This window comes from Polynucleobacter sp. HIN8 (assembly GCF_030297615.1).
Classification (GTDB): domain Bacteria; phylum Pseudomonadota; class Gammaproteobacteria; order Burkholderiales; family Burkholderiaceae; genus Polynucleobacter.
The window spans coordinates 1,009,736-1,031,675 of sequence record NZ_AP028139.1 but is presented as its reverse complement, the minus strand read 5'-3'; the positions used below and the strand labels follow the sequence as shown (position 1 = coordinate 1,031,675).

At 49.7% G+C, this 21,940-nt stretch carries 24 protein-coding genes; 22 read left to right on the top strand and 2 right to left on the bottom strand.

Annotated features, from left to right (window positions below; all coding sequences use genetic code 11):
- Nucleotides 1-5: 5 nt before the first annotated feature.
- Together yaaA and QUE65_RS05505 are read left to right on the top strand one after the other, a co-directional pair.
- Nucleotides 6-785 (top strand): peroxide stress protein YaaA, encoded by a 780-nt coding sequence (yaaA, locus tag QUE65_RS05510; protein WP_286282450.1) that lies wholly within the window; start codon nucleotides 6-8, stop codon nucleotides 783-785.
- Nucleotides 786-825: 40 nt separating this feature from the next.
- Nucleotides 826-2,037, top strand: coding sequence for a DUF2863 family protein (locus QUE65_RS05505; protein ID WP_215368519.1), 1,212 nt, complete (start codon nucleotides 826-828; stop codon nucleotides 2,035-2,037).
- Nucleotides 2,038-2,052: 15 nt separating this feature from the next.
- Here QUE65_RS05505 and QUE65_RS05500 read toward each other — a convergent pair whose 3' ends face one another.
- Together QUE65_RS05500 and QUE65_RS05495 are read right to left on the bottom strand one after the other, a co-directional pair.
- Complete coding sequence (locus QUE65_RS05500; RefSeq protein WP_286279913.1) at nucleotides 2,053-2,433, bottom strand: hypothetical protein; 381 nt, start codon at nucleotides 2,431-2,433, stop codon at nucleotides 2,053-2,055.
- A 36-nt stretch (nucleotides 2,434-2,469) separates the two neighbouring features.
- Nucleotides 2,470-3,459: a malate dehydrogenase gene (locus QUE65_RS05495; RefSeq protein ID WP_286279911.1), complete on the bottom strand. Its 990-nt coding sequence runs from the start codon at nucleotides 3,457-3,459 to the stop codon at nucleotides 2,470-2,472.
- A 108-nt stretch (nucleotides 3,460-3,567) separates the two neighbouring features.
- On the opposite strand from QUE65_RS05495, the gene QUE65_RS05490 reads away from it, so the two are divergent.
- The 20 genes from QUE65_RS05490 to QUE65_RS05395 all read left to right on the top strand — a co-directional run bounded on the left by QUE65_RS05490 (nucleotide 3,568) and on the right by QUE65_RS05395 (nucleotide 21,940).
- Nucleotides 3,568-4,302: a GntR family transcriptional regulator gene (locus QUE65_RS05490; RefSeq protein WP_286279910.1), complete on the top strand. Its 735-nt coding sequence runs from the start codon at nucleotides 3,568-3,570 to the stop codon at nucleotides 4,300-4,302.
- Between the two features lie 169 nt (nucleotides 4,303-4,471).
- Entirely contained in the window at nucleotides 4,472-4,897 is a 426-nt protein-coding gene (gene sdhC, locus QUE65_RS05485; RefSeq protein WP_286279909.1) for a succinate dehydrogenase, cytochrome b556 subunit, read from the top strand.
- Nucleotides 4,898-4,907: 10 nt separating this feature from the next.
- Nucleotides 4,908-5,273 (top strand): succinate dehydrogenase, hydrophobic membrane anchor protein, encoded by a 366-nt coding sequence (gene sdhD / locus QUE65_RS05480; RefSeq protein WP_215368507.1) that lies wholly within the window; start codon nucleotides 4,908-4,910, stop codon nucleotides 5,271-5,273.
- Nucleotides 5,274-5,276: 3 nt separating this feature from the next.
- The gene (sdhA, locus tag QUE65_RS05475) at nucleotides 5,277-7,052 is read left to right on the top strand and encodes a succinate dehydrogenase flavoprotein subunit (RefSeq protein WP_286279908.1); all 1,776 of its coding nucleotides are present in this window, start codon (nucleotides 5,277-5,279) and stop codon (nucleotides 7,050-7,052) included.
- Nucleotides 7,053-7,068: 16 nt separating this feature from the next.
- Nucleotides 7,069-7,773, top strand: coding sequence for a succinate dehydrogenase iron-sulfur subunit (locus tag QUE65_RS05470; protein WP_108508463.1), 705 nt, complete (start codon nucleotides 7,069-7,071; stop codon nucleotides 7,771-7,773).
- The gene (locus QUE65_RS05465) at nucleotides 7,770-8,027 is read left to right on the top strand and encodes a succinate dehydrogenase assembly factor 2 (protein WP_215368502.1); all 258 of its coding nucleotides are present in this window, start codon (nucleotides 7,770-7,772) and stop codon (nucleotides 8,025-8,027) included. Before QUE65_RS05470 ends, QUE65_RS05465 begins: the two co-directional genes overlap by 4 nt.
- A 31-nt stretch (nucleotides 8,028-8,058) precedes the next feature.
- A complete protein-coding gene (gene gltA, locus QUE65_RS05460; RefSeq protein WP_286279905.1) occupies nucleotides 8,059-9,372 on the top strand; it encodes a citrate synthase in 1,314 nt (437 codons plus the stop codon).
- A 31-nt stretch (nucleotides 9,373-9,403) separates the two neighbouring features.
- Complete coding sequence (leuC, locus tag QUE65_RS05455; RefSeq protein WP_215372575.1) at nucleotides 9,404-10,813, top strand: 3-isopropylmalate dehydratase large subunit; 1,410 nt, start codon at nucleotides 9,404-9,406, stop codon at nucleotides 10,811-10,813.
- A gap of 19 nt (nucleotides 10,814-10,832) precedes the next feature.
- Nucleotides 10,833-11,045 (top strand): hypothetical protein, encoded by a 213-nt coding sequence (locus QUE65_RS05450; RefSeq protein ID WP_286279903.1) that lies wholly within the window; start codon nucleotides 10,833-10,835, stop codon nucleotides 11,043-11,045.
- Nucleotides 11,046-11,047: 2 nt separating this feature from the next.
- Nucleotides 11,048-11,695, top strand: a complete 648-nt coding sequence (gene leuD, locus QUE65_RS05445; RefSeq protein ID WP_215368494.1) for a 3-isopropylmalate dehydratase small subunit — start codon at nucleotides 11,048-11,050, stop codon at nucleotides 11,693-11,695.
- Between the two features lie 53 nt (nucleotides 11,696-11,748).
- On the top strand, nucleotides 11,749-12,819 hold the full coding sequence (gene leuB / locus QUE65_RS05440) for a 3-isopropylmalate dehydrogenase (RefSeq protein ID WP_286282449.1): 1,071 nt from the start codon (nucleotides 11,749-11,751) through the stop codon (nucleotides 12,817-12,819).
- Nucleotides 12,820-12,844: 25 nt separating this feature from the next.
- Entirely contained in the window at nucleotides 12,845-14,008 is a 1,164-nt protein-coding gene (asd, locus tag QUE65_RS05435) for an aspartate-semialdehyde dehydrogenase (RefSeq protein WP_215368492.1), read from the top strand.
- A gap of 13 nt (nucleotides 14,009-14,021) precedes the next feature.
- Nucleotides 14,022-15,395: a FimV/HubP family polar landmark protein gene (locus QUE65_RS05430; protein WP_286279901.1), complete on the top strand. Its 1,374-nt coding sequence runs from the start codon at nucleotides 14,022-14,024 to the stop codon at nucleotides 15,393-15,395.
- Nucleotides 15,396-16,220 (top strand): tRNA pseudouridine(38-40) synthase TruA, encoded by an 825-nt coding sequence (gene truA / locus QUE65_RS05425; protein WP_286279899.1) that lies wholly within the window; start codon nucleotides 15,396-15,398, stop codon nucleotides 16,218-16,220.
- A 2-nt stretch (nucleotides 16,221-16,222) separates the two neighbouring features.
- Complete coding sequence (locus QUE65_RS05420; protein ID WP_286279898.1) at nucleotides 16,223-16,906, top strand: phosphoribosylanthranilate isomerase; 684 nt, start codon at nucleotides 16,223-16,225, stop codon at nucleotides 16,904-16,906.
- A 31-nt stretch (nucleotides 16,907-16,937) separates the two neighbouring features.
- Nucleotides 16,938-18,131 carry a tryptophan synthase subunit beta gene (gene trpB, locus QUE65_RS05415; protein WP_215368457.1) on the top strand — a complete coding sequence of 398 codons (1,194 nt, stop codon included), beginning with the start codon at nucleotides 16,938-16,940 and terminating at the stop codon, nucleotides 18,129-18,131.
- Between the two features lie 4 nt (nucleotides 18,132-18,135).
- The gene (gene trpA / locus QUE65_RS05410) at nucleotides 18,136-18,936 is read left to right on the top strand and encodes a tryptophan synthase subunit alpha (RefSeq protein WP_286279897.1); all 801 of its coding nucleotides are present in this window, start codon (nucleotides 18,136-18,138) and stop codon (nucleotides 18,934-18,936) included.
- Between the two features lie 19 nt (nucleotides 18,937-18,955).
- Complete coding sequence (gene accD, locus QUE65_RS05405) at nucleotides 18,956-19,858, top strand: acetyl-CoA carboxylase, carboxyltransferase subunit beta (RefSeq protein WP_215368453.1); 903 nt, start codon at nucleotides 18,956-18,958, stop codon at nucleotides 19,856-19,858.
- Between the two features lie 3 nt (nucleotides 19,859-19,861).
- Complete coding sequence (gene folC, locus QUE65_RS05400) at nucleotides 19,862-21,166, top strand: bifunctional tetrahydrofolate synthase/dihydrofolate synthase (protein ID WP_286279895.1); 1,305 nt, start codon at nucleotides 19,862-19,864, stop codon at nucleotides 21,164-21,166.
- Nucleotides 21,167-21,169: 3 nt separating this feature from the next.
- On the top strand, nucleotides 21,170-21,940 hold the full coding sequence (locus QUE65_RS05395) for an SPOR domain-containing protein (RefSeq protein WP_286279893.1): 771 nt from the start codon (nucleotides 21,170-21,172) through the stop codon (nucleotides 21,938-21,940).

The following is a 21,940-nucleotide window of genomic DNA, read 5'->3' as shown; positions in this document are numbered from 1 at the left end:
TATTTATGTTAATTGTTTTATCGCCTGCTAAATCCCTCGATTACGAATCACCACTCAAAATCAAGAAGCACACCCTGCCAGATTTTGTGGGGGAGTCGGCTAAATTAATTGCGGATCTCAAAAAACTCTCACCACAGCAGGTTGGTAAGTTAATGGGAATCTCCGACCCATTAGCGGTTTTGAATGTGGGGCGTTATCGCGATTGGTCAAAAACATTTACAACGGAGAACAGTCGTCCAGCGCTACTCGCTTTTAATGGGGATGTGTATGAGGGCTTTGATGCACGCTCACTCGATGCGAAGGCCCTTGACTTTGCGCAAGAGCATGTGCGAATTCTGTCGGGTTTGTATGGGGTCTTACGCCCCTTGGACTTAATGCAACCCTATCGCCTAGAAATGGGCACCGCCCTGAAAAATGCACGCGGCAAGGATTTGTATGCTTTTTGGGGCGATCGTATTACTAAAGCCCTTCTGAAAACACTGAGTCAACAGAAAAAACCATTTTTATTGAACTTAGCCTCTGAGGAGTATTTCAAGGTATTGCAAGCTGATGCATTGGGATATCCGGTTATCTCACCGGTTTTTCAGGATCAGAAAGACGGCAAGTACAAAATTATTTCTTTTTATGCCAAGCGAGCACGCGGTCTCATGGCGCGCTTTGTGGTGGACAATCGCATCACCGATGTTGCAGATCTTAAGAACTTTAAATCGGAGGGCTATCGGTATAGCGCCGCAGAATCGAAGCCGGATAAACCTGTATTTCGTCGTGCCGAGCAAACGAAGTAAGTTCTGAAGTAAATTGATTGAGTAGGAGTGCTATTCCATTATGGCGGTTCATCGTTCCAAAACATCCCAACGCACCTCGCCTGAGACCGAGCGTTTAGTGGCGGATTCCATTTCTCTGGCCGCATCTGGCAGTCAGGTGGAAGATCGGTTTTGGGAAGAGCGTTTGCAAACGCGCCTCCTTAAACTGTTGAAGAGTCATCATCAATCGGTGATTGATGCAGCTCTTGATCAAACCTTTCGGATTAATACGGTTGCTTTTGAAGTATTGGCCGATACTGCTGAGACCTTGGCCGAGTCCATGAGTTTTGAGAGCGAGGGTACGCATTGGGATGCATTACTGATTGCGATGCCCATTGTGGCCCATACCCGTTATCAAATTCCTTCGGGGCCGTTACCCGTTTCCTTAATTGAAGCATCGGCTAGCGCATTACAACGCGCTGTTGCTGCGGAGGGTACGCAATTTGCGATCGTGCCATGGCTCTACAGCATTGACCAAATGCCTCATTCACACACCCAAACCCGCACCTTGCTTGAGACCTTAGCAAATGCCGCAGTATCTGGTGGTGAGATGAAACTCGAGTTGCGTGATATGTCGGAGACGATTGCCGTCCTCGCAGATCCGCGATTCATTCTGGCAGTAATCATTGCGCCGCACCAGCAACCGATCTTTCGGTGGCAAATGGATGGCCCTCAGCGGCAAGAACGCGGTGTGGCTTTAGCAGAGTGGCAAAGTGCAATGTACGAACCACTGTGCCAACTGTTACCCGGTTGTGAGTTTGAGCTCCTATTGCCAGAGGCGTATTTCACGAACTGCCGCTTAGCCGATAAACATGTGCGGCCTTTGAGCATTCGTGCAGCCGTGAACTTTTTAGAATCGACTCTCGGCGTATTGCCAGCCGGCTTGGCCTGTGTGGTGGGTGCGTTTGGTGAGGAACAGGCCGATGAGTACCGCATCGCATTTAGCCTTAAAGGCTCGTCGGAGATTATCTACGGTGTGATCTGGCCTCTTTATGATCGGGAGAGCGTGGCCAGTGATGCGCTCAATGATGTATCCGATGAAGAAAGTCCGATTAAACGGATTTGCGATGCGCTGCATGATGCAGGCGTGGACGATGTGTTCCGGCACGCTGTCTTGTTTACTCCAGAACTATGCGACGATTGTGGCGTGCCACTCTTTCCGGATCGACAGGGTGAAGTGGTTCATGCCGAAATGCCCGAAGATAGTCCTTCGCAACAACCTTTATTTCATTAACTCGTATTGGATTGATTATTTCTCGAAAGCGAGAAGATGGGCTTCGTTGCCTTCTTTCATTGCTACGGTTTTGCATTCGTCGGCTAAACGAATACCCGTTTTGATATTAAAGAGCATTGCCTTGGGTCCAATCACCACTAAATCGAGGCCGCTGTCGTAGTTCTTAAACCGCATACTGCCGGGTAGGGATTGCTCTTTTAGCATTGCGTAAGATTTCGAACGCCACTGCACGATCAGTTTTTCAGCAGGGCCACTCGTAACAAAACGCTCATTGTTACTGCAAGTCCAGACATGGGGGATGGTCAAGGCACTCTCTTGTGCCTTAACATCATGCGCAACACCAAGCGTCATACCAACGAGCAATGCTGGAAGTAATGAGCTTCGTAATTTGCGCATGCCATCTCCTGTAGTGCGTTTATCAATGCACTGATCTTAACCCAAAAGATGTTTTACACCCGCTTGCTCTTCAAGTAACTCATTTAAGGTCAGGGTCATGCGCTCACGCGAGAACGCATCGATTTCTAAACCTTTAACAAGGGTGTACTCACCATTGGCACAAGTGACTGGGAAGCCATAAATAATCTCGGCAGGGATTTCGTAATCACCGCCCGAGGGAATGCCCATCGTGACCCACTTACCATTGGTACCCAAGACCCAGTCACGGACATGATCAATTGCCGCATTCGCAGCGGATGCGGCTGACGATAAGCCGCGCGCTTCAATGATGGCAGCACCACGCTTGCCCACCGTTGGAATAAAGATATCTTTATTCCAAGCCGGATCGTTAATGAGGTCTTTGACCGATTGGCCGTTGACGGTAGCAAAGCGATAGTCGGGGTACATGGTTGGGCTGTGATTACCCCACACAATGAGTTTCTCAATATCCGCTACCGCTTTGTTGGTCTTACTTGCTAATTGGGAAAGGGCGCGGTTGTGATCAAGGCGCAACATGGCAGTGAAGTTCTTCGCTGGTAAGCTGGGCGCGGATTTCATGGCAATGTAAGCATTGGTATTGGCGGGGTTACCAACCACTAATACCTTGACGGTGCGCTTGGCCACTTGGTCGAGCGCCTTGCCTTGTGCTGTAAAAATTTGCGCGTTGGCGGAGAGTAAATCTTTGCGCTCCATACCAGGGCCGCGAGGGCGTGCACCAACGAGTAGAGCCACATCAATGTCTTTGAACGCGGTCATGGGATCGCTGTGGGCACTCATGCCAGCTAACATAGGAAATGCGCAATCCTCAAGTTCCATCATCACGCCTTTGAGCGCTTTTTGTGCTTTCTCATCGGGGATTTCGAGTAACTGCAAAATGACGGGCTGATCTTTGCCCAACATATCGCCATTGGCAATACGAAATAGTAGGGAATAACCAATTTGACCTGCTGCACCAGTGACAGCGACACGCATGGGGGCTTTTGCCATTACAAACTCCGGATAAAGGGTTAATGATGAACTTGCTTACAAATCGCTAGTTTACATTTACACTAGCATGAAGTCTTTTATAAGATAAAAGAATTTAGATAAGTAACAATGCGATCCGTAGAGCAAGCTGCCAACTTTAGCCCCCTGTACCAACAGATCAAAGATCTCTTATTGGAGAGCTTACAAGCCGGTGAGTGGCAGCCTGGGCAACCGATACCCAGTGAAATGGACTTAGCCGAGCGCTACAAAGTAAGCCAAGGAACTGTCCGTAAAGCCATCGACGCACTTGCTGCAGAGAATGTGGTGGTGCGGCACCAAGGGAAGGGCACATTTGTGGCGAGTCACCGCGAAGATGCGGTGCAATTTCGGTTTTTGCGTCTTGTTCCAGACGATGGCAAAGAGTTGATTCTGCGAAGCACTTTTCTGAGCTGCGAATTGCGCTCGGCCGATGCGCACCTTGCCGCGCTTTTGGAGCTAAAGACAGGCGACTCGGTGATGGAGGTCAAGAGGATTCAGCGCTTTGGTGGTCAGCCAACGGTCTTTGAGACCATTTACTTGCTACCAAAACGTTTTGAGGGCATTTCCTTGGAACGTTTAAATACTTGGAATGGTCCCTTATACGGCTTTTATGAGAGCGAATTCAATACCCACATGGTCTGGGCTCAGGAACAAATTAAGGCCGTTAACGCAGATGCGGACTTGGCTTCCCACCTCAGTCTTACGACTGGCGCAGCCCTTTTATCGGTAGAGCGCCGCAGCTTCACTTATGGCAACAAGCCAGTTGAGGTCCGTGTGGCCTATTACGAGACCACGAAGTTGCACTATGTGAATGAATTAAGTTGATGGGTTAAGGAGAAACACCTAAAGAAAAATTAATAAAATTACTTAAAATCAATAAGTTAGCTTATTTGATGCAAAAAAGTGTCCACTAAGTCTTACGTTTCTAATAGAATATGTTGCAACACAACAATTTAACAATTTGGCCCTTCATCAGTCAGGATTACAACCAGCTATGAGTGACTCACACCAGGACTCAAATCCAGCCCAACAGCGGCCAGTGTTCCGGAACATCGGAATTGCGCAACTTGCCCAATATCGACTTCCATGGCCTGGCAAAGTTTCTATTCTCCACCGCATTTCTGGCGCCGCCTTATTTCTGTTTCTTCCCTTCATTCTCTTCCTGTTCGATAAAAGTCTAGCCTCCGAGCTCAGCTTTGCGTATTTCTCGAGTTTGCTCGGCAACCCATTCGTGAAATTAATTTGCTTAGGGTTGATTTGGGGATATCTGCATCACTTCTGCGCCGGAATTCGTTATTTATTTCTCGATCTAGAGATTGGGGTCGACAAAGCCGCCGCGAATCGCTCAGCAGTATCGGTCATGGTGATTAGTCTCACGCTGACTGCCATACTGGGTCTGCGTTTGTTTGGTCTCTTTTAGGTCACACGCTATGTCAAAAAATAATATTGGTCCAAAGCGTCTGGTCGTTGGTGCTCATTACGGACTCAAAGAGTGGATTATTCAGCGCGTCACAGCAATCATTATGGTTGCCTTCACCGTTGTTCTGTTGATCGCTTATCTTTTGAACGGTAACCCCAGTTATGACGGTTGGGCAGGCTTGTTTGCCAATCAGTTCATGAAGCTACTGACCCTCCTTGCCTTACTCAGCCTTTTCTATCACGCTTGGATTGGTGTGCGTGATATTTGGATGGATTACGTGAAGCCCGTTGGCATTCGTTTAGGTCTACAAGTGATTACCGTTTTATGGCTCGTCGGTTGTGCAGCGTATGCCATACAGATCTTATGGAAAGTGTAAGGAATGACAGCCATTAAAAAAACACTACCCCGCAGGCGTTTTGATGCTGTGATCGTGGGGGCCGGCGGTTCCGGGATGCGTGCAGCCTTGCAACTCTCGGAGGCAGGGCTCAGCGTCGCCGTTCTATCCAAAGTATTCCCAACCCGTTCGCATACGGTCGCTGCGCAGGGTGGCATTGGCGCATCACTTGGCAATATGAGTGAGGATAACTGGCACTATCACTTTTATGACACCATCAAAGGTTCTGACTGGTTAGGTGATCAAGACGCGATTGAGTTTATGTGCCGTGAGGCACCTAAGGTGGTCTATGAGCTTGAGCACTTTGGGATGCCATTTGATCGCAACGCCGATGGCACGATCTATCAACGGCCTTTTGGTGGTCATACCGCTAATTATGGTGAGAAACCAGTGCAACGTGCCTGTGCTGCAGCGGACCGAACCGGCCATGCCATGTTGCATACCTTGTATCAACGCAATGTGCGAGCCAAGACGCATTTCTTTGTGGAGTGGCTTGCGCTTGATCTGATTCGGGATGCGGAGGGTGATGTCGTTGGTGTCACTGCACTTGAAATGGAAACGGGTGAGATTTACATCCTTGAGGCCAAGATTACCTTGATGGCTACTGGTGGAGCGGGCCGTATTTGGGCTGCATCGACCAATGCATATATCAATACGGGTGATGGTATGGGTATGGCGGCTCGCGCTGGCTTACCGCTAGAGGATATGGAGTTCTGGCAGTTTCATCCAACCGGTGTGGCAGGCGCAGGCGTTTTGCTCACCGAGGGCTGCCGTGGTGAAGGCGGAATTCTGCGGAACAAAAATGGTGAGCGTTTTATGGAACGCTATGCACCAACGCTAAAAGATTTAGCCCCACGTGATTTTGTATCGCGCTCAATGGATCAAGAGATCAAAGAAGGGCGCGGTTGCGGTCCAGATGGTGACTATGTGGTGCTGGATCTCACGCACATTGGTGCAGAGACCATCATGAAGCGCTTACCCTCGGTCTACGAAATCGGCATGAACTTTGCGAACGTGGATGTGACCAAAGAACCCATTCCAGTCGTACCCACCATCCATTACCAAATGGGTGGCATCCCTACGAATATTCATGGTCAAGTGGTGATTCCGAAAAATGGTAACCCCAATACGATTGTGAATGGTCTCTATGCAATTGGTGAGTGTTCATGCGTCTCAGTGCATGGTGCAAATCGTCTTGGTACCAATTCCTTATTGGATCTTTTGGTCTTTGGACGCGCTGCAGGCAATCATGTTGTACAGGCCAACTTAAAAGCCCGTGAACATAAGCCACTGCCTGCGGATGCTGGCGAGTACACGCTCGCACGGATTGCGAAGCTTGATAACAGCAGTTCGGGTGAGTACGCACAAGATCTTGCTAACGATATTCGTAAGACGATGCAAACCTACGCTGGTGTGTTCCGTAACCAAGGGTTACTCGACGAGGGCGTTCGTAAGATGGCAGAACTCACCGAGCGTGCGAAACATGTGTGGGTCAAGGACAAGTCCCAGATCTTTAATACCGCCCGAATTGAAGCCTTAGAAATCGACAACTTAATTCAGACAGCAAACTCCACCATGATTTCGGCGGCAGCGCGTAAGGAAAGTCGCGGAGCGCACGCGCATGACGATCATCCGAAGCGGGACGATGCCAATTGGATGAAACATACCCTCTGGTACGAAGGCAATCGTTTGGATTACAAGCCTGTACAACTCAAGCCCCTGACGGTGGAGTCGGTTCCACCCAAAGAGCGTACGTTCTAATACTTGGATAAAGACTATGAGTGATACCCGTATCTTTGAAATCTATCGTTACGATCCAGAGGTTGATAAGGCGCCGCGGATGCAACGCTATGAGCTTGAGCTCAAAGGCGAGCGCATGCTCTTAGATGCTCTGATCTCCCTGAAGAAGCAAGACGAGAGCATTTCCTATCGTCGCTCCTGCCGCGAAGGTGTTTGTGGATCGGATGCAATGAACATTAATGGTAAGAATGGTTTGGCTTGCTTAACCAATATGCGTTCTTTGCCCCAAAAGATTACCCTGCGTCCTTTGCCAGGCCTGCCCGTGGTGCGCGATCTAATTGTCGACATGACCCTTTTCTTTAAGCAATACCTCTCGATCAAGCCTTACTTAATTAATGACATGCCGCCGCCCGAGAAAGAGCGGTTGCAAAGTCCGGCGGAACGAGAAGAGCTTGATGGCTTGTATGAGTGCATTCTGTGTGCGTCGTGCTCAACCTCGTGCCCATCGTTTTGGTGGAACCCCGATAAATTTGTTGGTCCCGCAGGTCTACTTCAAGCCTATCGATTTATTGCCGATAGCCGCGATCAGGCAACCGCTGAGCGCTTAGACAATTTAGAAGATCCGTATCGCTTGTTCCGTTGCCATACCATCATGAACTGCGTTGACGTATGTCCAAAACATCTCAACCCGACCAAAGCGATTGGCAAGATTAAAGAATTGATGGTGCGTCGGGCAGTATGAGCCTTGATGCCAAGCAGATTTATCAGCTTCGCAGTGCAGCGCGACGCGGTTTGTTGGAAAACGATTTAATTCTGGAGCGTTTCTTTCATCGATTCGCTCATGAACTAAATGAAGAGCAGGGTAAAGCGTTATCAACGCTCTTGCAATTGGATGACAATGATTTGCTGGATCTATTGTTAGCTCGTCAAGAGTTAAAGCCAGCGATGGATTCGGAGTCTGCTCGAGCGGTATTGGGAATGTTGCGTCAACGATAATTGAATTGCATTGACTGATTGGGAATGAACCATGATTGAATCGAACATCAAAGCCAAACTTTCTTTCTCCGACGGTACGCCCGATATCGAGCTACCCATCTATAAGGGCACTCAAGGTCCTGACGTGATTGATATTCGGAAGCTCTATGGTCAAACCGGAAAGTTCACCTACGATCCCGGCTTTTTGTCTACAGCATCGTGTAGCTCAAAGATCACCTTCATTGATGGTGATAAAGGTGAATTGCTTTATCGCGGTTACCCGATTGAAGAGTTAGCAACCAAGTGCGACTTCTTGGAAGTTTGCCAACTTCTAATTAATGGGGAACTACCCAATCAGAAACAAAATAGTGAGTTTCAGGATATGGTCATGCACCACACCATGGTGCATGAGCAAATGCAGTTCTTCTTGAGAGGATTTAGGCGCGATGCACACCCAATGGCCGTGTTAACCGGCTTGGTTGGTGCGATGGCTGCTTTCTACCATGATGAGATTGATTACGGTGATGCGAAGGCCCGTGAGATTGCACAAATTCGCTTGATCGCCAAGATGCCAACCTTGGTGGCAATGTCGTACAAGTACTCGATTGGTCAACCGTTTATGTACCCAGACAACAGTCTGTCCTATACCGCCAACTTCATGCGCATGATGTTTGCAACACCATGCGAGCCCTATAAAGTCAATCCAGTCTTGGTTCGTGCCCTCGACCGTATCTTTATTTTGCATGCCGATCATGAGCAAAATGCATCAACCTCGACCGTGCGCTTGGCGGGATCCTCTGGCACCAACCCATTTGCCGCGATCTCCGCTGGAATTGCATGCCTTTGGGGCCCAGCCCATGGTGGCGCGAATGAAGCCTGCCTTGAGATGCTGACCTCGATTCAAGCAAGCGGGGGCGTAGAAAAGATTGGTGAATTTATTACCCAAGTGAAGGATAAGAACTCCAATGTGCGTCTGATGGGTTTTGGTCATCGCGTATACAAGAACTTTGATCCCCGCGCTAAGTTAATGCGTGAGACCTGCCATGAAGTTCTCAAAGAACTCGGTCTTGAAAATGATCCGCTCTTCAAGCTCGCCATGACTCTTGAGAAAATTGCCCTTGAGGACGATTATTTTGTGGGTCGTAAGCTCTATCCAAACGTGGACTTCTATTCAGGTATTGTGCAGCGGGCGCTTGGTATTCCGACTGAGATGTTTACCTGCATCTTTGCGCTTGCTAGAACCGTTGGTTGGATTGCCCAGTGGGAAGAAATGATTACCGACTCTGAATACAAGATTGGTCGGCCACGTCAGTTGTTCGCGGGTGCAATCCCACGAGCCGTTCCTCCCATTTCTGAGCGAAAATAAGCGTTTTATTGCTTCATTTGCTTTAAAGGGGATTATGCGTACGCTTTATGACAAGTTGTGGGATGAGCACGTCGTTCATTCGGAAGAGGACGGCACCGCCACGATCTACATTGATCGTCAGTTGCTTCATGAGGTAACTAGCCCTCAAGCCTTTGAAGGCTTAAGCCTTGCTGCACGTCCAGTCTGGCGTATTTCAGCGAACCTCGCAGTCTCTGATCACAATGTGCCCACCACAGACCGCTCTGAAGGCATTGCCGATCCCGTCTCCAAGTTACAAGTCGATACCTTGGATCAAAATTGCGATCGCTTTGGTATTACCCAATACAAAATGAATGACCAACGCCAAGGGATTGTGCATGTGATTGGCCCCGAGCAGGGCGCCACCTTGCCTGGGATGACCGTGGTATGTGGGGATTCTCATACCAGTACCCATGGCGCTTTTGGAGCATTGGCTTTTGGTATTGGTACATCCGAAGTAGAGCATGTGCTCGCAACCCAAACCTTGCTCATGAAAAAGAGTAAGAACATGTTAGTTCGGGTTGAAGGTCGTTTGCAACCTGGTAGCACAGCAAAAGACATTATTTTGGCGGTGATTGCCAAGATTGGTACTGCCGGTGGCACTGGCTACACCATGGAGTTTGCTGGTGAAGCCATTCGTCAGTTGTCGATGGAAGGGCGCATGACCATTTGCAATATGGCGATCGAAGCAGGTGCGCGTGCCGGCCTAGTAGCCGTTGATGAAACCACCATTGAGTACATCCAAGGTCGTCCCTATGCCCCCAAGGGTGAAGCCTTGCGCCAAGCTTTGCAGTATTGGCGCACTTTGCATTCAGACCCTGGAGCTCATTTTGATCGCATTGTTGAGTTACGGGCAGAAGAGATTGCACCGCAAGTGAGTTGGGGAACTTCCCCCGAAATGGTTTTACCGATCGGTAGTCGCGTACCTGATCCAGAGCGTGAGCGTGATCCTGTGAAACGACAAGCGATGGAGCGCGCTTTGCAATACATGGGACTAGAGCCCAACTTACCACTTGACACGATTTATCTGGATAAAGTCTTTATTGGTTCATGCACCAATAGCCGAATTGAAGATCTGCGCGCTGCCGCTAAAGTGGTTGAGCGATTGGGTAAGAAAGTGGCGGTCAATGTGAAGCAAGCCCTCGTAGTGCCAGGCTCTGGTTTGGTGAAAGCCCAGGCTGAGCGTGAAGGCCTTGATCGGGTATTTAAGGCCGCTGGTTTTGAGTGGCGCGAGCCGGGTTGCTCGATGTGTCTCGCTATGAATGCCGATCGCCTCGAGCCTGAAGAGCGTTGCGCATCAACATCCAACCGCAATTTTGAGGGGCGTCAGGGGGCGGGTGGTCGAACCCATTTAGTGAGTCCTGCAATGGCTGCAGCCGCGGCGATCGAAGGGCATTTTGTGGATGTGCGCAAGATCGCTTAATCTTTCTTAGAATCTGAATATGAACTTTTCAATGCGCACTGGATTAATTCTTCTCTTTGCAATCACGCTCACAGCGTGTTCCAATACCTGGACTGGTGTGGGTAAAGATTTGCAGGAGATGGGTAAGAAAATGGATCCACAAGCTAAGCCCGTGGAAACTGCACCGAAGTCTTCTAATTCTCCGAGCACAAGTCCGAACAACAAAGACGTTACCGTCACCCCAGTGAACTAATTATGGATGCATTTACGGTTTATCAAGGCCTAGTCGCCCCATTGGATCGCGAGAATGTCGATACCGACGCGATTATTCCGAAGCAGTTTCTTAAATCGATTAAGAAAACTGGTTTTGGTCAAAATTTATTTGATGAGTGGCGGTATTTGGATCAGGGTGAGCCGGGTCAAGACTGCTCAAATCGGCCCCTTAATCCTGACTTCGTACTAAATCAAGCGCGCTATCAAGGAGCCGGTATTTTGCTTGCTCGTAAGAACTTTGGTTGCGGTAGTTCTCGAGAGCATGCGCCCTGGGCCTTATCGCAATTTGGCTTTCGAGCCATTATTGCCCCAAGTTTTGCGGATATTTTCTTTAATAATTGCTTTAAGAATGGTCTCTTACCTGTGGTGTTATCGGAGCAGGAGGTTGATCACTTATTTAATGAGACCAAGGCATTTTCGGGCTATCAGTTGACCATTGATCTTGAGCGTCAGGAAGTCATTGCCCCAGATGGGCGACGTTACAGCTTTGAGGTCACCCCATTTCGGAAGTATTGTTTACTCAATGGTTTAGACGATATTGGTCTGACCTTACGGCATGCCGATAAAATAAAAGCTTTTGAGGCAGAACGCTTATTGCGGATGCCATGGCTTGCGACCCAGCTCCCGTAATCTGGCGCGATCCTGGCGCTGAGTAGGCCAGCGCTATTAGATAAAGGTTCATGATGAAGATTGCTGTTCTACCGGGCGACGGTATTGGCCCGGAAATTGTTGCTCAAGCGGTAAAAGTTCTTGAAGCACTCCGATTACCTCTTGCGCTGGAAACCGCTCCAGTTGGGGGCGCTGCCTATGATGTAGCAGGCCATCCACTACCACCAGCCACGCTTGATTTAGCTAAAGCAGCTGATGCGATCTTATTTGGCGCCGTTGGTGACTGGAAGTACGACACCTTAGCGCGCGAGTTAAGGCCTGAGCAAGCCATCTTAGGTCTACGCAAGCACCTAGGTCTTTTTGCTAATTTCCGCCCAGCAATTTGTTACAAAGAGTTAACCGCCGCCTCAAGCTTAAAACCAGAAATCGTTGGTGGTCTTGATATTCTGATCGTGCGGGAACTCAATGGCGATATTTATTTTGGCTCACCCAAGGGTATTCGTAATGCTCCTGATGGTCTCTTTGCAGGAGCACGTGAGGGCTTTGACACCATGCGCTATAGCGAACCCGAGATTGAGCGCATTGCGCATGTGGCCTTTACAGCTGCTCGTAAGCGCAATCGCAAGGTATGCAGTGTGGATAAGTCCAATGTCTTAGAAACTTCGCAGCTCTGGCGGGAGGTCATGACGCGCATTGCGAAGGAATACAGCGATGTGGAGTTAAGCCACATGTATGTCGATAACGCCGCGATGCAATTGGTGCGTGCCCCCAAATCCTTTGATGTGATTGTCACGGGTAATTTATTTGGGGATATCTTGTCGGATGAGGCTGCTATGCTCACGGGCTCGATTGGGATGTTGCCCTCGGCATCGCTTGATAAGAACAATAAAGGTTTATATGAACCAAGTCATGGTTCAGCACCTGATATTGCAGGAAAGAATATTGCTAATCCCCTAGCTACTATTTTGTCGGCAGCCATGATGTTGCGGTTCTCACTGAATATGGCAAGCGAGGCAGAGCGTATCGAGAATGCCGTGCAAAGAGTACTTGCTCAAGGCTATCGTACGGCCGATATTGATACGGCTGGTATGAAACGTGTATCCACCTCCGAGATGGGTGACGCAGTTGTTGCAGCACTTGGTTAATGATGAATGAATAGAACAGTTTGATATGGCTTATACCCCTTTAGTAAATCCTTTGGTTGGTTTAGTTGGCTGGCGCGGCATGGTTGGCAGCGTGTTGATGCAACGCATGCAAGACGAGAATGACTTTGCCCACATTGAACCCATTTTCTTTAGTACCAGCAATGCGGGTGGTGAGGTGCCGTTGATTAATGGTCAACGGGTCACCAAATCCGAGACCCGTTTGCAAGATGCCAATGATCTAAAGGCCTTATCTCGTTGCGATGTGATTCTGACCTGTCAGGGTGGTGATTACACCAAAGCCATTTATCCCCAATTGCGAGCAGCGGGTTGGCAGGGCCATTGGATTGATGCAGCGAGCGCACTGCGAATGGAAAATGACGCGGTGATTGTGCTCGATCCCATTAATCGCCCGGTAATTAATACATCTTTGGATGCTGGTGGCAAGAACTGGATTGGCGGTAATTGCACCGTTAGCTTGATGATGCTTGCAATGGGCGGATTGCTCAAGAGCGGGATGGTTGAGTGGATTAGCGCGATGACCTATCAGGCAGCATCAGGTGCTGGAGCAGCGAACATGCGCGAGCTGCTTGAGCAAATGGGCGCTTTGCACCACAGCGTTGCTAGTGAACTTGCTAATCCAGCTTCATGGATTTTGGATATTGATCGCAAGGTTGCACAGACCATTCGATCAGCAGAGTTCCCTAAAACGAACTTTCGTAACACCGCTTTGGCAGGTAGTTTGATCCCATGGATTGATGTGCCAGTTGAAAACGGTCAAACCAAAGAGGAGTGGAAGGCGGGGGCGGAGTGCAACAAAATTATGGGTAATCCGCCATTTCGGTCGCCGGGTAGCATTCCAATCGATGGCATTTGTGTGCGCGTTGGCGCCATGCGTTGTCACTCCCAAGGCTTGACCGTGAAGTTAAAGAAGGATATTCCGCTTGCTGAGATTGAAAAGATGCTAGCGGCTGATAACCAGTGGGTCAAGGTAGTCCCCAATGAGCGAGAACTAACCGAGCGCGAGCTATCGCCCGCAGCGGTCAGTGGCACGATGACTATTCCGATTGGGCGTTTACATAAATTAGCGATGGGTCCGGAGTATCTTGGCGCATTCACGGTTGGCGATCAGTTGCTGTGGGGTGCTGCTGAACCATTACGTCGCATGCTGCGTATTTTGATCAATCACTAGGGTCAATTCAGAAATGCCTTGGCGTTGCGTCTTGCAAACTCTCTTTAACTGGCTCGTTCTGGCCATCGTGATCTTTTTCATGGTGCCAAGTTCACAAGCCGTAACGCTTGGCTCACCCATTATTTTGTCTAAGCCTAAAGAGGCTTTGCGGGCTGAGATTCCCGTTCGAACCGGGGCCGAGGATAAGCCTTACATGGAGTCATTAGCAATTGATCCGGTGGCTAAGACGGAGTATGAGCGCCTTGGTATTTCTCCTCGGATTTTGGATTACAAGCCATCGATTACCTTAAAGCGCAATCAGCCCGATCAATTTTTGATCGTGGTGGAGACGGAGAGCCCGATTGACGCTGATAACGACCCCTTTATTGACATCATCTTAGGGCTCAAGTGGAGTAATGGGGGTATTGCCAAGACCTACAGCTTGATGGTCGGCGATGTCAACAAGGTTACCGTGCGCCCCGGCCAAAGTTTAAGTGAGATTGCTTCGCAAATCAGGCCTCAACTGGGCAACGCTGATTTAGATGAAACCCTACTTGCTTTGTATAAGGCCAATCCCGATGCATTCATTGGTGGGAGTATTCACCGTCTGCGAGCAGGCGCCCAGTTAAATAAACCGGATGCTAGCGTATTAAATTCAATTACACCTGCACAGGCAAAAGAATTTGTACAAGAAGCAAATCAGGCTTGGCGAGAGCAGCGTGGCGAATCCCCTCAAAGCACGTCCCCAAATAAAGTGGTCAGTCAAACTCCTAGCGCGGCATCGGGAGTGGGAGAGGATCGCTTACGCATTGGTCCTGGCTCAGGCGATGAGGCCGAGACGCGACGCTATATCGAAGAGATCGTTGCTCAAGAAAAGGCCTTGGCACAAACGAAAGCTCGCGTTGCAGAGCTTGAGAAAAATATTGCCGACTTGCAAAAAGTCCTCGAGGCTCGCAAAGCGGCTTTGAACGCAGGTGAGCAGCCATTACCGAAGTCAGGCATGGATCAATGGGGCCCAGCGGTTGTAGGTCTTGGTTTAACAGCGATCACAGGCTTGCTGCTTTGGTGGCTGGCGCGCTACTCACGCCGTGCTGAATCACAACCTAGTAAAACCACGGTTGCCGATGCAGGCTCGATGGCATCTGCTAACCCTGCCGCAATTCCTCCTAATGCAGCCGCCATCTTATCGAGCTTAGATTTAAATCTGAGCCCACCCCCTGCGCAGCACGATGCAGATGCCTTGCGGGTAAAGCTCAATTTAGCAAAGGCCTACATTACCATTGAGGATTTTGAGGCAGCTCGCAAAGCCTTGGAAGAAATTCTGCTGGTGAGCAGTCAGATTGATCCGCAAATTACCATTGCCGCTCGTGGCCTGATGGCTGAGATCAATCAACGCAACGACCATTAAATGATGCGAATTGCCCTAGGCGTGCAGTATGATGGCCGCGCCTATTGCGGGTGGCAAGTTCAACCCAATCAACCCACTATCCAGGCTGTACTCGAATCGGCGATTGGCCAGTTTATTGGTGACGGGCAAGCGGTGAGGGCCACTGCAGCGGGTCGAACCGATACCGGTGTGCATGCCCTCGGTCAAGTTGTGCACTTTGACACCGCAGTGGTGCGGGATGATTGGTCTTGGGTACGAGGGATTAATACTTTCTTGCCCCCCAGTGTGGTGGTGAACTGGGCTAAGCCCGTGAAGAATGATTTCGATGCGCGTTTTAGTGCCCATGAGCGCACCTACCTTTATGCCTTACTGGCTGGACCAACACGCTCACCCATCTTGCATCAGCGCTATGGCTATCACATGCTGCCAGCTGGCCAGTGGTTTGATATTAAGCAGATGCAAGCCGCAGCACAGCACTTAGTGGGTGAACATGATTTCTCATCGTTTCGGGCGTCAGAGTGTCAAAGCAAGACCCCGGTGAAGCACCTTTACGAATGCGCCATTGTGGATCAACAACCCTTTGTCTACGTGAAGGTGAGGGCTAATGCCTTTTTGCATCACATGGTGCGCAATATTGTGGGAAGTCTTTTGCATATTGGCCAAGGTCGGCAACCTAGTGATTGGATGCAATCCGTCCTTGCAGGTCGAAACCGGGATTTAGCAGCGCCAACCTTTTACCCTGATGGGCTGTACTTGGTGCGTGTGGGTTATCCAGAAGAATTTGATATTCCAGCACCGCATTTGCACAATGCTGGTTTTCCAAAAGAGCTTATGCTCCTACCTTAACCATGGGCTTACTGACTTACACACCCACTCAAACCCGGATTAAGATCTGCGGCCTACGTACGCCCGCTGATATTGAAGCTGCGGTGGCGGCTCGGGTTGATGCGGTAGGCTTTGTCTTTTATCCCCAAAGCCCCAGAGCGATCACCCCAGAAGACGCGGGTACCTTAATTACCCAATTGCCTGCTTCAACCGATGCGGTGGGACTGGTGGTTAATCCCACTCCCAATCAGATGGAGGCGATTCGGGCCAATGCAGCCATTACTTTGTGGCAATTTCATGGAGATGAGACCCCAGAACAATGTCGACGGCTAGCAGGGGGCTTGCCCTGGATCAAGGCGGCCCGAATTGGCCAGTCCTTCAATTTCCCTGAATTTTCCCTACAATACGGGGATGCTGTCGGATTTTTGCTCGATGCACTAGTCGACGGCTACGGCGGTAGTGGTACCGCCTTTAATTGGAACCTTATACCGAACACATGGGCAAACGTAAACGCGCATCGGGTCGTTTTGAGTGGTGGGTTGAACTCGCACAACGTTGGCGAGGCCATTGCTCGTCTGCACCCTTGTGCGGTTGATATCTCAAGCGGAGTTGAGATTCGTAAAGGGGTGAAAGACCCGGCATTAATCAGGCAGTTTGTGGATGCGGTACGAAGCGCAGACCAAACCAAACCAACCAGTCATTCCTAACGCGCAAGCGTTAAACCAAGTCGAGGTTCCTATGTACGATAAACCAGATGAACGTGGCCACTTTGGTCCATACGGCGGCATCTTTGTCTCTGAAACGTTGATGTATGCATTAAATGAGCTCAAAGAAGCGTACGCAAAATATCAACACGACCCTGCATTTATTGAAGAGTTTCATTACGAGTTAAAGCACTTTGTGGGACGCCCATCCCCGGTCTATCACGCCAAGCGTTTGAGTGAGCAATTGGGTGGGGCGCAGATTTATCTCAAGCGTGAAGACTTAAACCATACTGGTGCTCACAAGATTAACAATGTGATTGGCCAAGCCATGTTGGCCAAGCGCATGGGTAAGCCACGCATTATTGCTGAAACCGGTGCAGGGCAGCACGGTGTAGCAACCGCTACCATCTGTGCCCGCTTTGGTTTGGACTGCACAGTCTATCAAGGCTCAGTCGATGTTGCGCGACAGGCTCAAAACGTCTATCGCATGAAATTACTCGGTGCCAAAGTGGTCCCCGTTGAGTCCGGAAGCAAAACCCTCAAAGACGCACTCAATGAAGCGATGCGCGATTGGGTTACGAATGTCGAGAACACCTTCTACATTATTGGCACGGTTGCGGGACCACATCCTTATCCCATGATGGTTAGAGATTTTCAGAGTGTGATCGGGGACGAATGCAAAGTTCAAATGCCGGAGATGATCGGCCGACAGCCTGACTATGTATTGGCTTGTGTGGGCGGTGGGTCAAATGCCATGGGTATTTTTTATCCTTATATTGATGTACCTAATGTGCGTCTAGTGGGCGTTGAAGCGGCAGGTCGTGGTATGAAAACTGGCGATCACTCTGCTGCGCTGTGCGCTGGTAAGCCAGGCGTCCTTCATGGCAATCGCACTTATCTCTTGCAAGATGAGAATGGTCAAATTGCCGAGACCCATTCGGTATCCGCTGGGATGGATTACCCGGGTGTTGGGCCAGAGCATGCGTGGTTGAAAGATTCTGGCCGAGCCGAGTACGTAGCCATCTCCGACGACGATGCCTTAAAAGCCTTCCACGACTGCTGTCGTATTGAAGGTATTATTCCGGCGCTTGAGTCTTCCCATGCAGTAGCATATGCCTGCAAATTAGCACCGACCTTAAGCAAAGACAAAGTCATTTTGATTAATCTCTCTGGTCGTGGCGATAAAGACATGCATACGGTTGCTCAAGCAACCGGTTCGGAAGGCTAGGTTCATGTCGAAGATTGCTGGTGTATTTGCTGGTCTGAAGGCCAAGAATAAAAAGGGGCTGATTCCATTTGTAACGGCAGGCGACCCCCATCCAGGCTTAACGGTGGATGTGATGCATGCCTTAGTCAAAGGTGGGGCCGATATTATTGAGCTCGGCGTCCCATTCTCTGACCCGATGGCCGACGGTCCGGTAATTCAGCGCTCGTCCGAGCGTGCACTTGCGCAAGGAGTGACACTCAAGCAATGCTTAGGCAATGTGCAGGAGTTTCGAAAGAAGAATCAAACTACTCCCGTTGTGTTGATGGGTTACGCTAATCCGGTCGAGCAAATGGGTCATGCGGCCTTTGCAAAAGCTGCTAACGCAGCGGGTGTCGACGGGGTTTTAATTGTGGATTATCCGCCTGAAGAATGTGAAGAGTTTGCAAAGCAGATGCGTAGCGAAGGCATTGATCCAATCTTCTTGCTAGCACCCACCTCCAGTCAAGAACGGATTCATCATGCAGCACAAATTGCTGCGGGCTATATCTATTACGTCTCGCTGCGTGGGGTCACTGGAGCGAATAACCTCAATACCCAAGATGTTGCGAGTGTGTTGCCTTTAATTCGGCAAGAGACCTCGATCCCCGTCGCAGTGGGTTTTGGAATTCGGGATGCGGCGAGCGCGAAAGCAGTTTCTAAAACGGCCGATGCGGTGGTGATCGGTAGTCGCATCGTGCAATTGCTTGAGGAAGCAAAAAAGGGGGAAGAGTTACAGGTGCTTGAGCGCTTTATCCATGAAATCCGCCAGGCCCTAGACCAGAACTGAAGGTCGTTACAATACCGCTATGAGCTGGATTGATAAAATACTCCCGCCCCAGATTCAACAAAGTGATCCGGCCAATCGGAAGACTGTTCCTGAAGGCTTGTGGGTGAAATGCGGTGGTTGCGATGCGGTTCTCTACAGCAGCGATATTGAGGCCAATCTCTCAGTTTGTCCAAAATGCTCACACCATATGCGCATCAATGCGCGCAAACGCCTTGATCATTTACTAGATCCTAAGCCACGTCTTGAAATTGGTGAATCGGTATATCCCGTTGATGCTCTTAAGTTTAAGGACAGCAAAAAATACCCCGATCGTTTAAAGCAAGCGAGTGACGCGTCGGGTGAGTCGGAAGCCTTGGTGGTAATTGCTGGCAAGATTGAATCCATTCCTGCGGTGGTGGCGTGTTTTGAATTTGAGTACATGGGTGGCTCGATGGGCTCGGTGGTGGGCGAGCGTTTCGTACGCGGCGTTCAAGAAGCGATCCAAAAGAAATGTGCCTTCATTTGCATTACTGCCACCGGCGGTGCACGCATGCAAGAAAGTTTGTTATCGCTTTTGCAAATGGCTAAAACCAACTCGATGTTGACCAAACTATCGCAGGCAGGCTTACCTTACATCAGTGTGTTAACGGATCCCACCATGGGTGGTATCTCGGCGAGCTTTGCATTTATGGGTGATGTGGTGATGGCCGAACCAAAGGCCTTAATTGGCTTTGCTGGCCCGCGCGTGATTGAGCAAACTGTGCGTGAGAAATTACCCGAAGGCTTTCAGCGCTCGGAGTTTCTGATGCAAAAGGGCGGCATCGACATGATTGTTGATCGTCGGCAGATGCGTTCTGAGCTTGCAAAATTACTCGCCTTATTGCAAAAGATCCCGTCTGAGAAATTGCCCAAGCAATTGTTGCAAACCAATAGTTCGAGCTAAGTCGTGCTTGAACTCCAAAAGAACCAACCAATCTTATTTACCAGCCTAGACCAGTGGTTATCCCACTTGGAAACTGCTCACCCCGTTGGGATTGATATGGGTCTTGCTCGCATTTCGCGAGTGAAGGAATCGCTCGGACTGAAATTTGCATGCCCGGTCATTACGGTGGGTGGAACCAATGGCAAAGGCTCTACGTGTGCGTTTCTAGAAAGCATATTGCTAGCCGCTGGATATAAGGTGGCGTGTCATACATCCCCTCATCTCTTGCGATTTAATGAACGCGCCAGAATGAATGGTGCCGATGTTAGTGATGCAGATTTACTAAAGGCATTTGAGCGTGTCGAGCAAGCTCGCTGTCGATTAAATGATCCGCCAACCCTCACGTATTTTGAGTTCACCACCTTGGCGATTATGGATATCTTTGCCAATGCATCGTTTGATGCAGTGATCTTAGAGGTTGGGATGGGCGGACGCCTCGATGCAGTCAATATTGTGGATGCGGATTGCGCGATTGTGACCAGTATTGATCTCGATCATATGGCTTATTTAGGTAATACCCGTGAGGCGATTGCTTTTGAGAAAGCCGGTATTTTTCGAACGAATGCAATTGCAATCTGCGCTGACCCAATGCCACCGACATCGTTAATCAACCATGCCAATACGATCGGAGCAGATCTCTGGCTAATGGGCAAAGACTATTCATTTACAGGTGATCAACAGCAATGGGGATGGACAGGTCGAGGTAAGCGCTTTAGTGGGTTAGGCTACCCAGCATTACGGGGTGCCAATCAACTGCTCAACGCCTCAGCGGTGATCGCCGCTTTAATTGCTTTGCATGATCGTCTGCCTGTTAGCGCTCAGGATATTCGGAATGGTTTGGCCTTGGTGGAGTTGCCCGGACGCTTTCAAGTTTTGCCTGGTAGACCCACGGTGGTATTGGATGTTGCGCATAATCCCCATGCTGCGGCCACCTTGGCCGAAAGCATTGAAGCGATGGCTTACCACCCCTATACCTATGCAGTATTTGGGGCGATGGCCGATAAGGATATTGATGGTGTTTTAAAGCCCCTATTAAATACTGTCGATTATTGGTATTGCACCGATTTACCTACACCACGAGCCGCATCAGCATCTGATCTTGCAAAGCGCCTGCGCGCATTTAATAAAGAGGCCTTGGTGTTTATGGATCCAGGTGCCGCCTATCAAGCGGCGTTGGATAAAGCAGGTGAGGGTGATAGAATTCTAGTCTTCGGATCCTTCTATACCGTTTCAGGCGTAATGGCTTATCGAAATAACCAGGCACATTGATCCATGACCTTCTTATCGAACCTGTTTCGACGCAAGCCTGCCCCCCAAAAAATTGAGCCCCTGGCTCGGCGCACCTTCCCAAAGCGTGCAAAGCCTCACGAAGAAAGTGCCGAAGAACTTGCTCTGACCGAAGACCCTGAGAAGCAACGGGCTCGTCATCGCTTAATTGGCGCAGCAACCTTAGTCTTAATTGCGGTGATTGGATTGCCACAAATTTTGGATCAACAACCAAAGCCGGTAGCCAACGACATCACAGTGCAAATCGTCAGTAACTTACCAAATCCGGCAGCGGGCGTACTTGGTATCGAGTCAGATAAAAAAGCGCCGGTGGAACTAAAAGCAGAGCCAAAGCCTGAAATGAATCCAACGCCCGCGCCGACCGCTAGCACTCCTGCAGCAGCACCCAAGCCAACGAATCCAGCCCCCGCAGCATCCAATGCGGTCAATAAAAGTTTAGGTTTGGCTCCGGGTGAAGAGTTGGTGAGCACGAGTAAGGAGCCCGTAGGCTCAACCGATGCAAAAGCGCTAGCCAATGGCAAGTTTGTGATTCAGATTGGAGCCTTTGCTTCGGAAGAGCGCGCTAATGGTTGGGTTGCCAAGTTAAAAGAGAACAAAATTCCGTATTACGTTCTGACCCGAAATAACACAGAGGGTGTCAAACTCTATTTGCTTCGAGCCGGCCCCTTTGGTGAGCGCGAGGCAGCAGAGTCGGCCGAGAAACGAATTCGCTCGCTTGGCCTAAGTCCTCGCATTGTTGAGTCGAATAAGAACTAA

Excerpts from the sequence above, each read along its gene's own strand:
- yaaA (WP_286282450.1), top strand. The coding sequence starts at position 6 with ATGTTAATTGTTTTATCGCCTGCTAAATCCCTCGATTACGAATCACCA.
- QUE65_RS05505 (WP_215368519.1), top strand. The coding sequence starts at position 826 with ATGGCGGTTCATCGTTCCAAAACATCCCAACGCACCTCGCCTGAGACC.
- QUE65_RS05500 (WP_286279913.1), bottom strand. The coding sequence starts at position 2,433 with ATGCGCAAATTACGAAGCTCATTACTTCCAGCATTGCTCGTTGGTATG.
- QUE65_RS05495 (WP_286279911.1), bottom strand. The coding sequence starts at position 3,459 with ATGGCAAAAGCCCCCATGCGTGTCGCTGTCACTGGTGCAGCAGGTCAA.
- QUE65_RS05490 (WP_286279910.1), top strand. The coding sequence starts at position 3,568 with ATGCGATCCGTAGAGCAAGCTGCCAACTTTAGCCCCCTGTACCAACAG.
- sdhC (WP_286279909.1), top strand. The coding sequence starts at position 4,472 with ATGAGTGACTCACACCAGGACTCAAATCCAGCCCAACAGCGGCCAGTG.
- sdhD (WP_215368507.1), top strand. The coding sequence starts at position 4,908 with ATGTCAAAAAATAATATTGGTCCAAAGCGTCTGGTCGTTGGTGCTCAT.
- sdhA (WP_286279908.1), top strand. The coding sequence starts at position 5,277 with ATGACAGCCATTAAAAAAACACTACCCCGCAGGCGTTTTGATGCTGTG.
- QUE65_RS05470 (WP_108508463.1), top strand. The coding sequence starts at position 7,069 with ATGAGTGATACCCGTATCTTTGAAATCTATCGTTACGATCCAGAGGTT.
- QUE65_RS05465 (WP_215368502.1), top strand. The coding sequence starts at position 7,770 with ATGAGCCTTGATGCCAAGCAGATTTATCAGCTTCGCAGTGCAGCGCGA.
- gltA (WP_286279905.1), top strand. The coding sequence starts at position 8,059 with ATGATTGAATCGAACATCAAAGCCAAACTTTCTTTCTCCGACGGTACG.
- QUE65_RS05450 (WP_286279903.1), top strand. The coding sequence starts at position 10,833 with ATGAACTTTTCAATGCGCACTGGATTAATTCTTCTCTTTGCAATCACG.
- leuD (WP_215368494.1), top strand. The coding sequence starts at position 11,048 with ATGGATGCATTTACGGTTTATCAAGGCCTAGTCGCCCCATTGGATCGC.
- leuB (WP_286282449.1), top strand. The coding sequence starts at position 11,749 with ATGAAGATTGCTGTTCTACCGGGCGACGGTATTGGCCCGGAAATTGTT.
- asd (WP_215368492.1), top strand. The coding sequence starts at position 12,845 with ATGGCTTATACCCCTTTAGTAAATCCTTTGGTTGGTTTAGTTGGCTGG.
- QUE65_RS05430 (WP_286279901.1), top strand. The coding sequence starts at position 14,022 with ATGCCTTGGCGTTGCGTCTTGCAAACTCTCTTTAACTGGCTCGTTCTG.
- truA (WP_286279899.1), top strand. The coding sequence starts at position 15,396 with ATGATGCGAATTGCCCTAGGCGTGCAGTATGATGGCCGCGCCTATTGC.
- QUE65_RS05420 (WP_286279898.1), top strand. The coding sequence starts at position 16,223 with ATGGGCTTACTGACTTACACACCCACTCAAACCCGGATTAAGATCTGC.
- trpB (WP_215368457.1), top strand. The coding sequence starts at position 16,938 with ATGTACGATAAACCAGATGAACGTGGCCACTTTGGTCCATACGGCGGC.
- trpA (WP_286279897.1), top strand. The coding sequence starts at position 18,136 with ATGTCGAAGATTGCTGGTGTATTTGCTGGTCTGAAGGCCAAGAATAAA.
- accD (WP_215368453.1), top strand. The coding sequence starts at position 18,956 with ATGAGCTGGATTGATAAAATACTCCCGCCCCAGATTCAACAAAGTGAT.
- QUE65_RS05395 (WP_286279893.1), top strand. The coding sequence starts at position 21,170 with ATGACCTTCTTATCGAACCTGTTTCGACGCAAGCCTGCCCCCCAAAAA.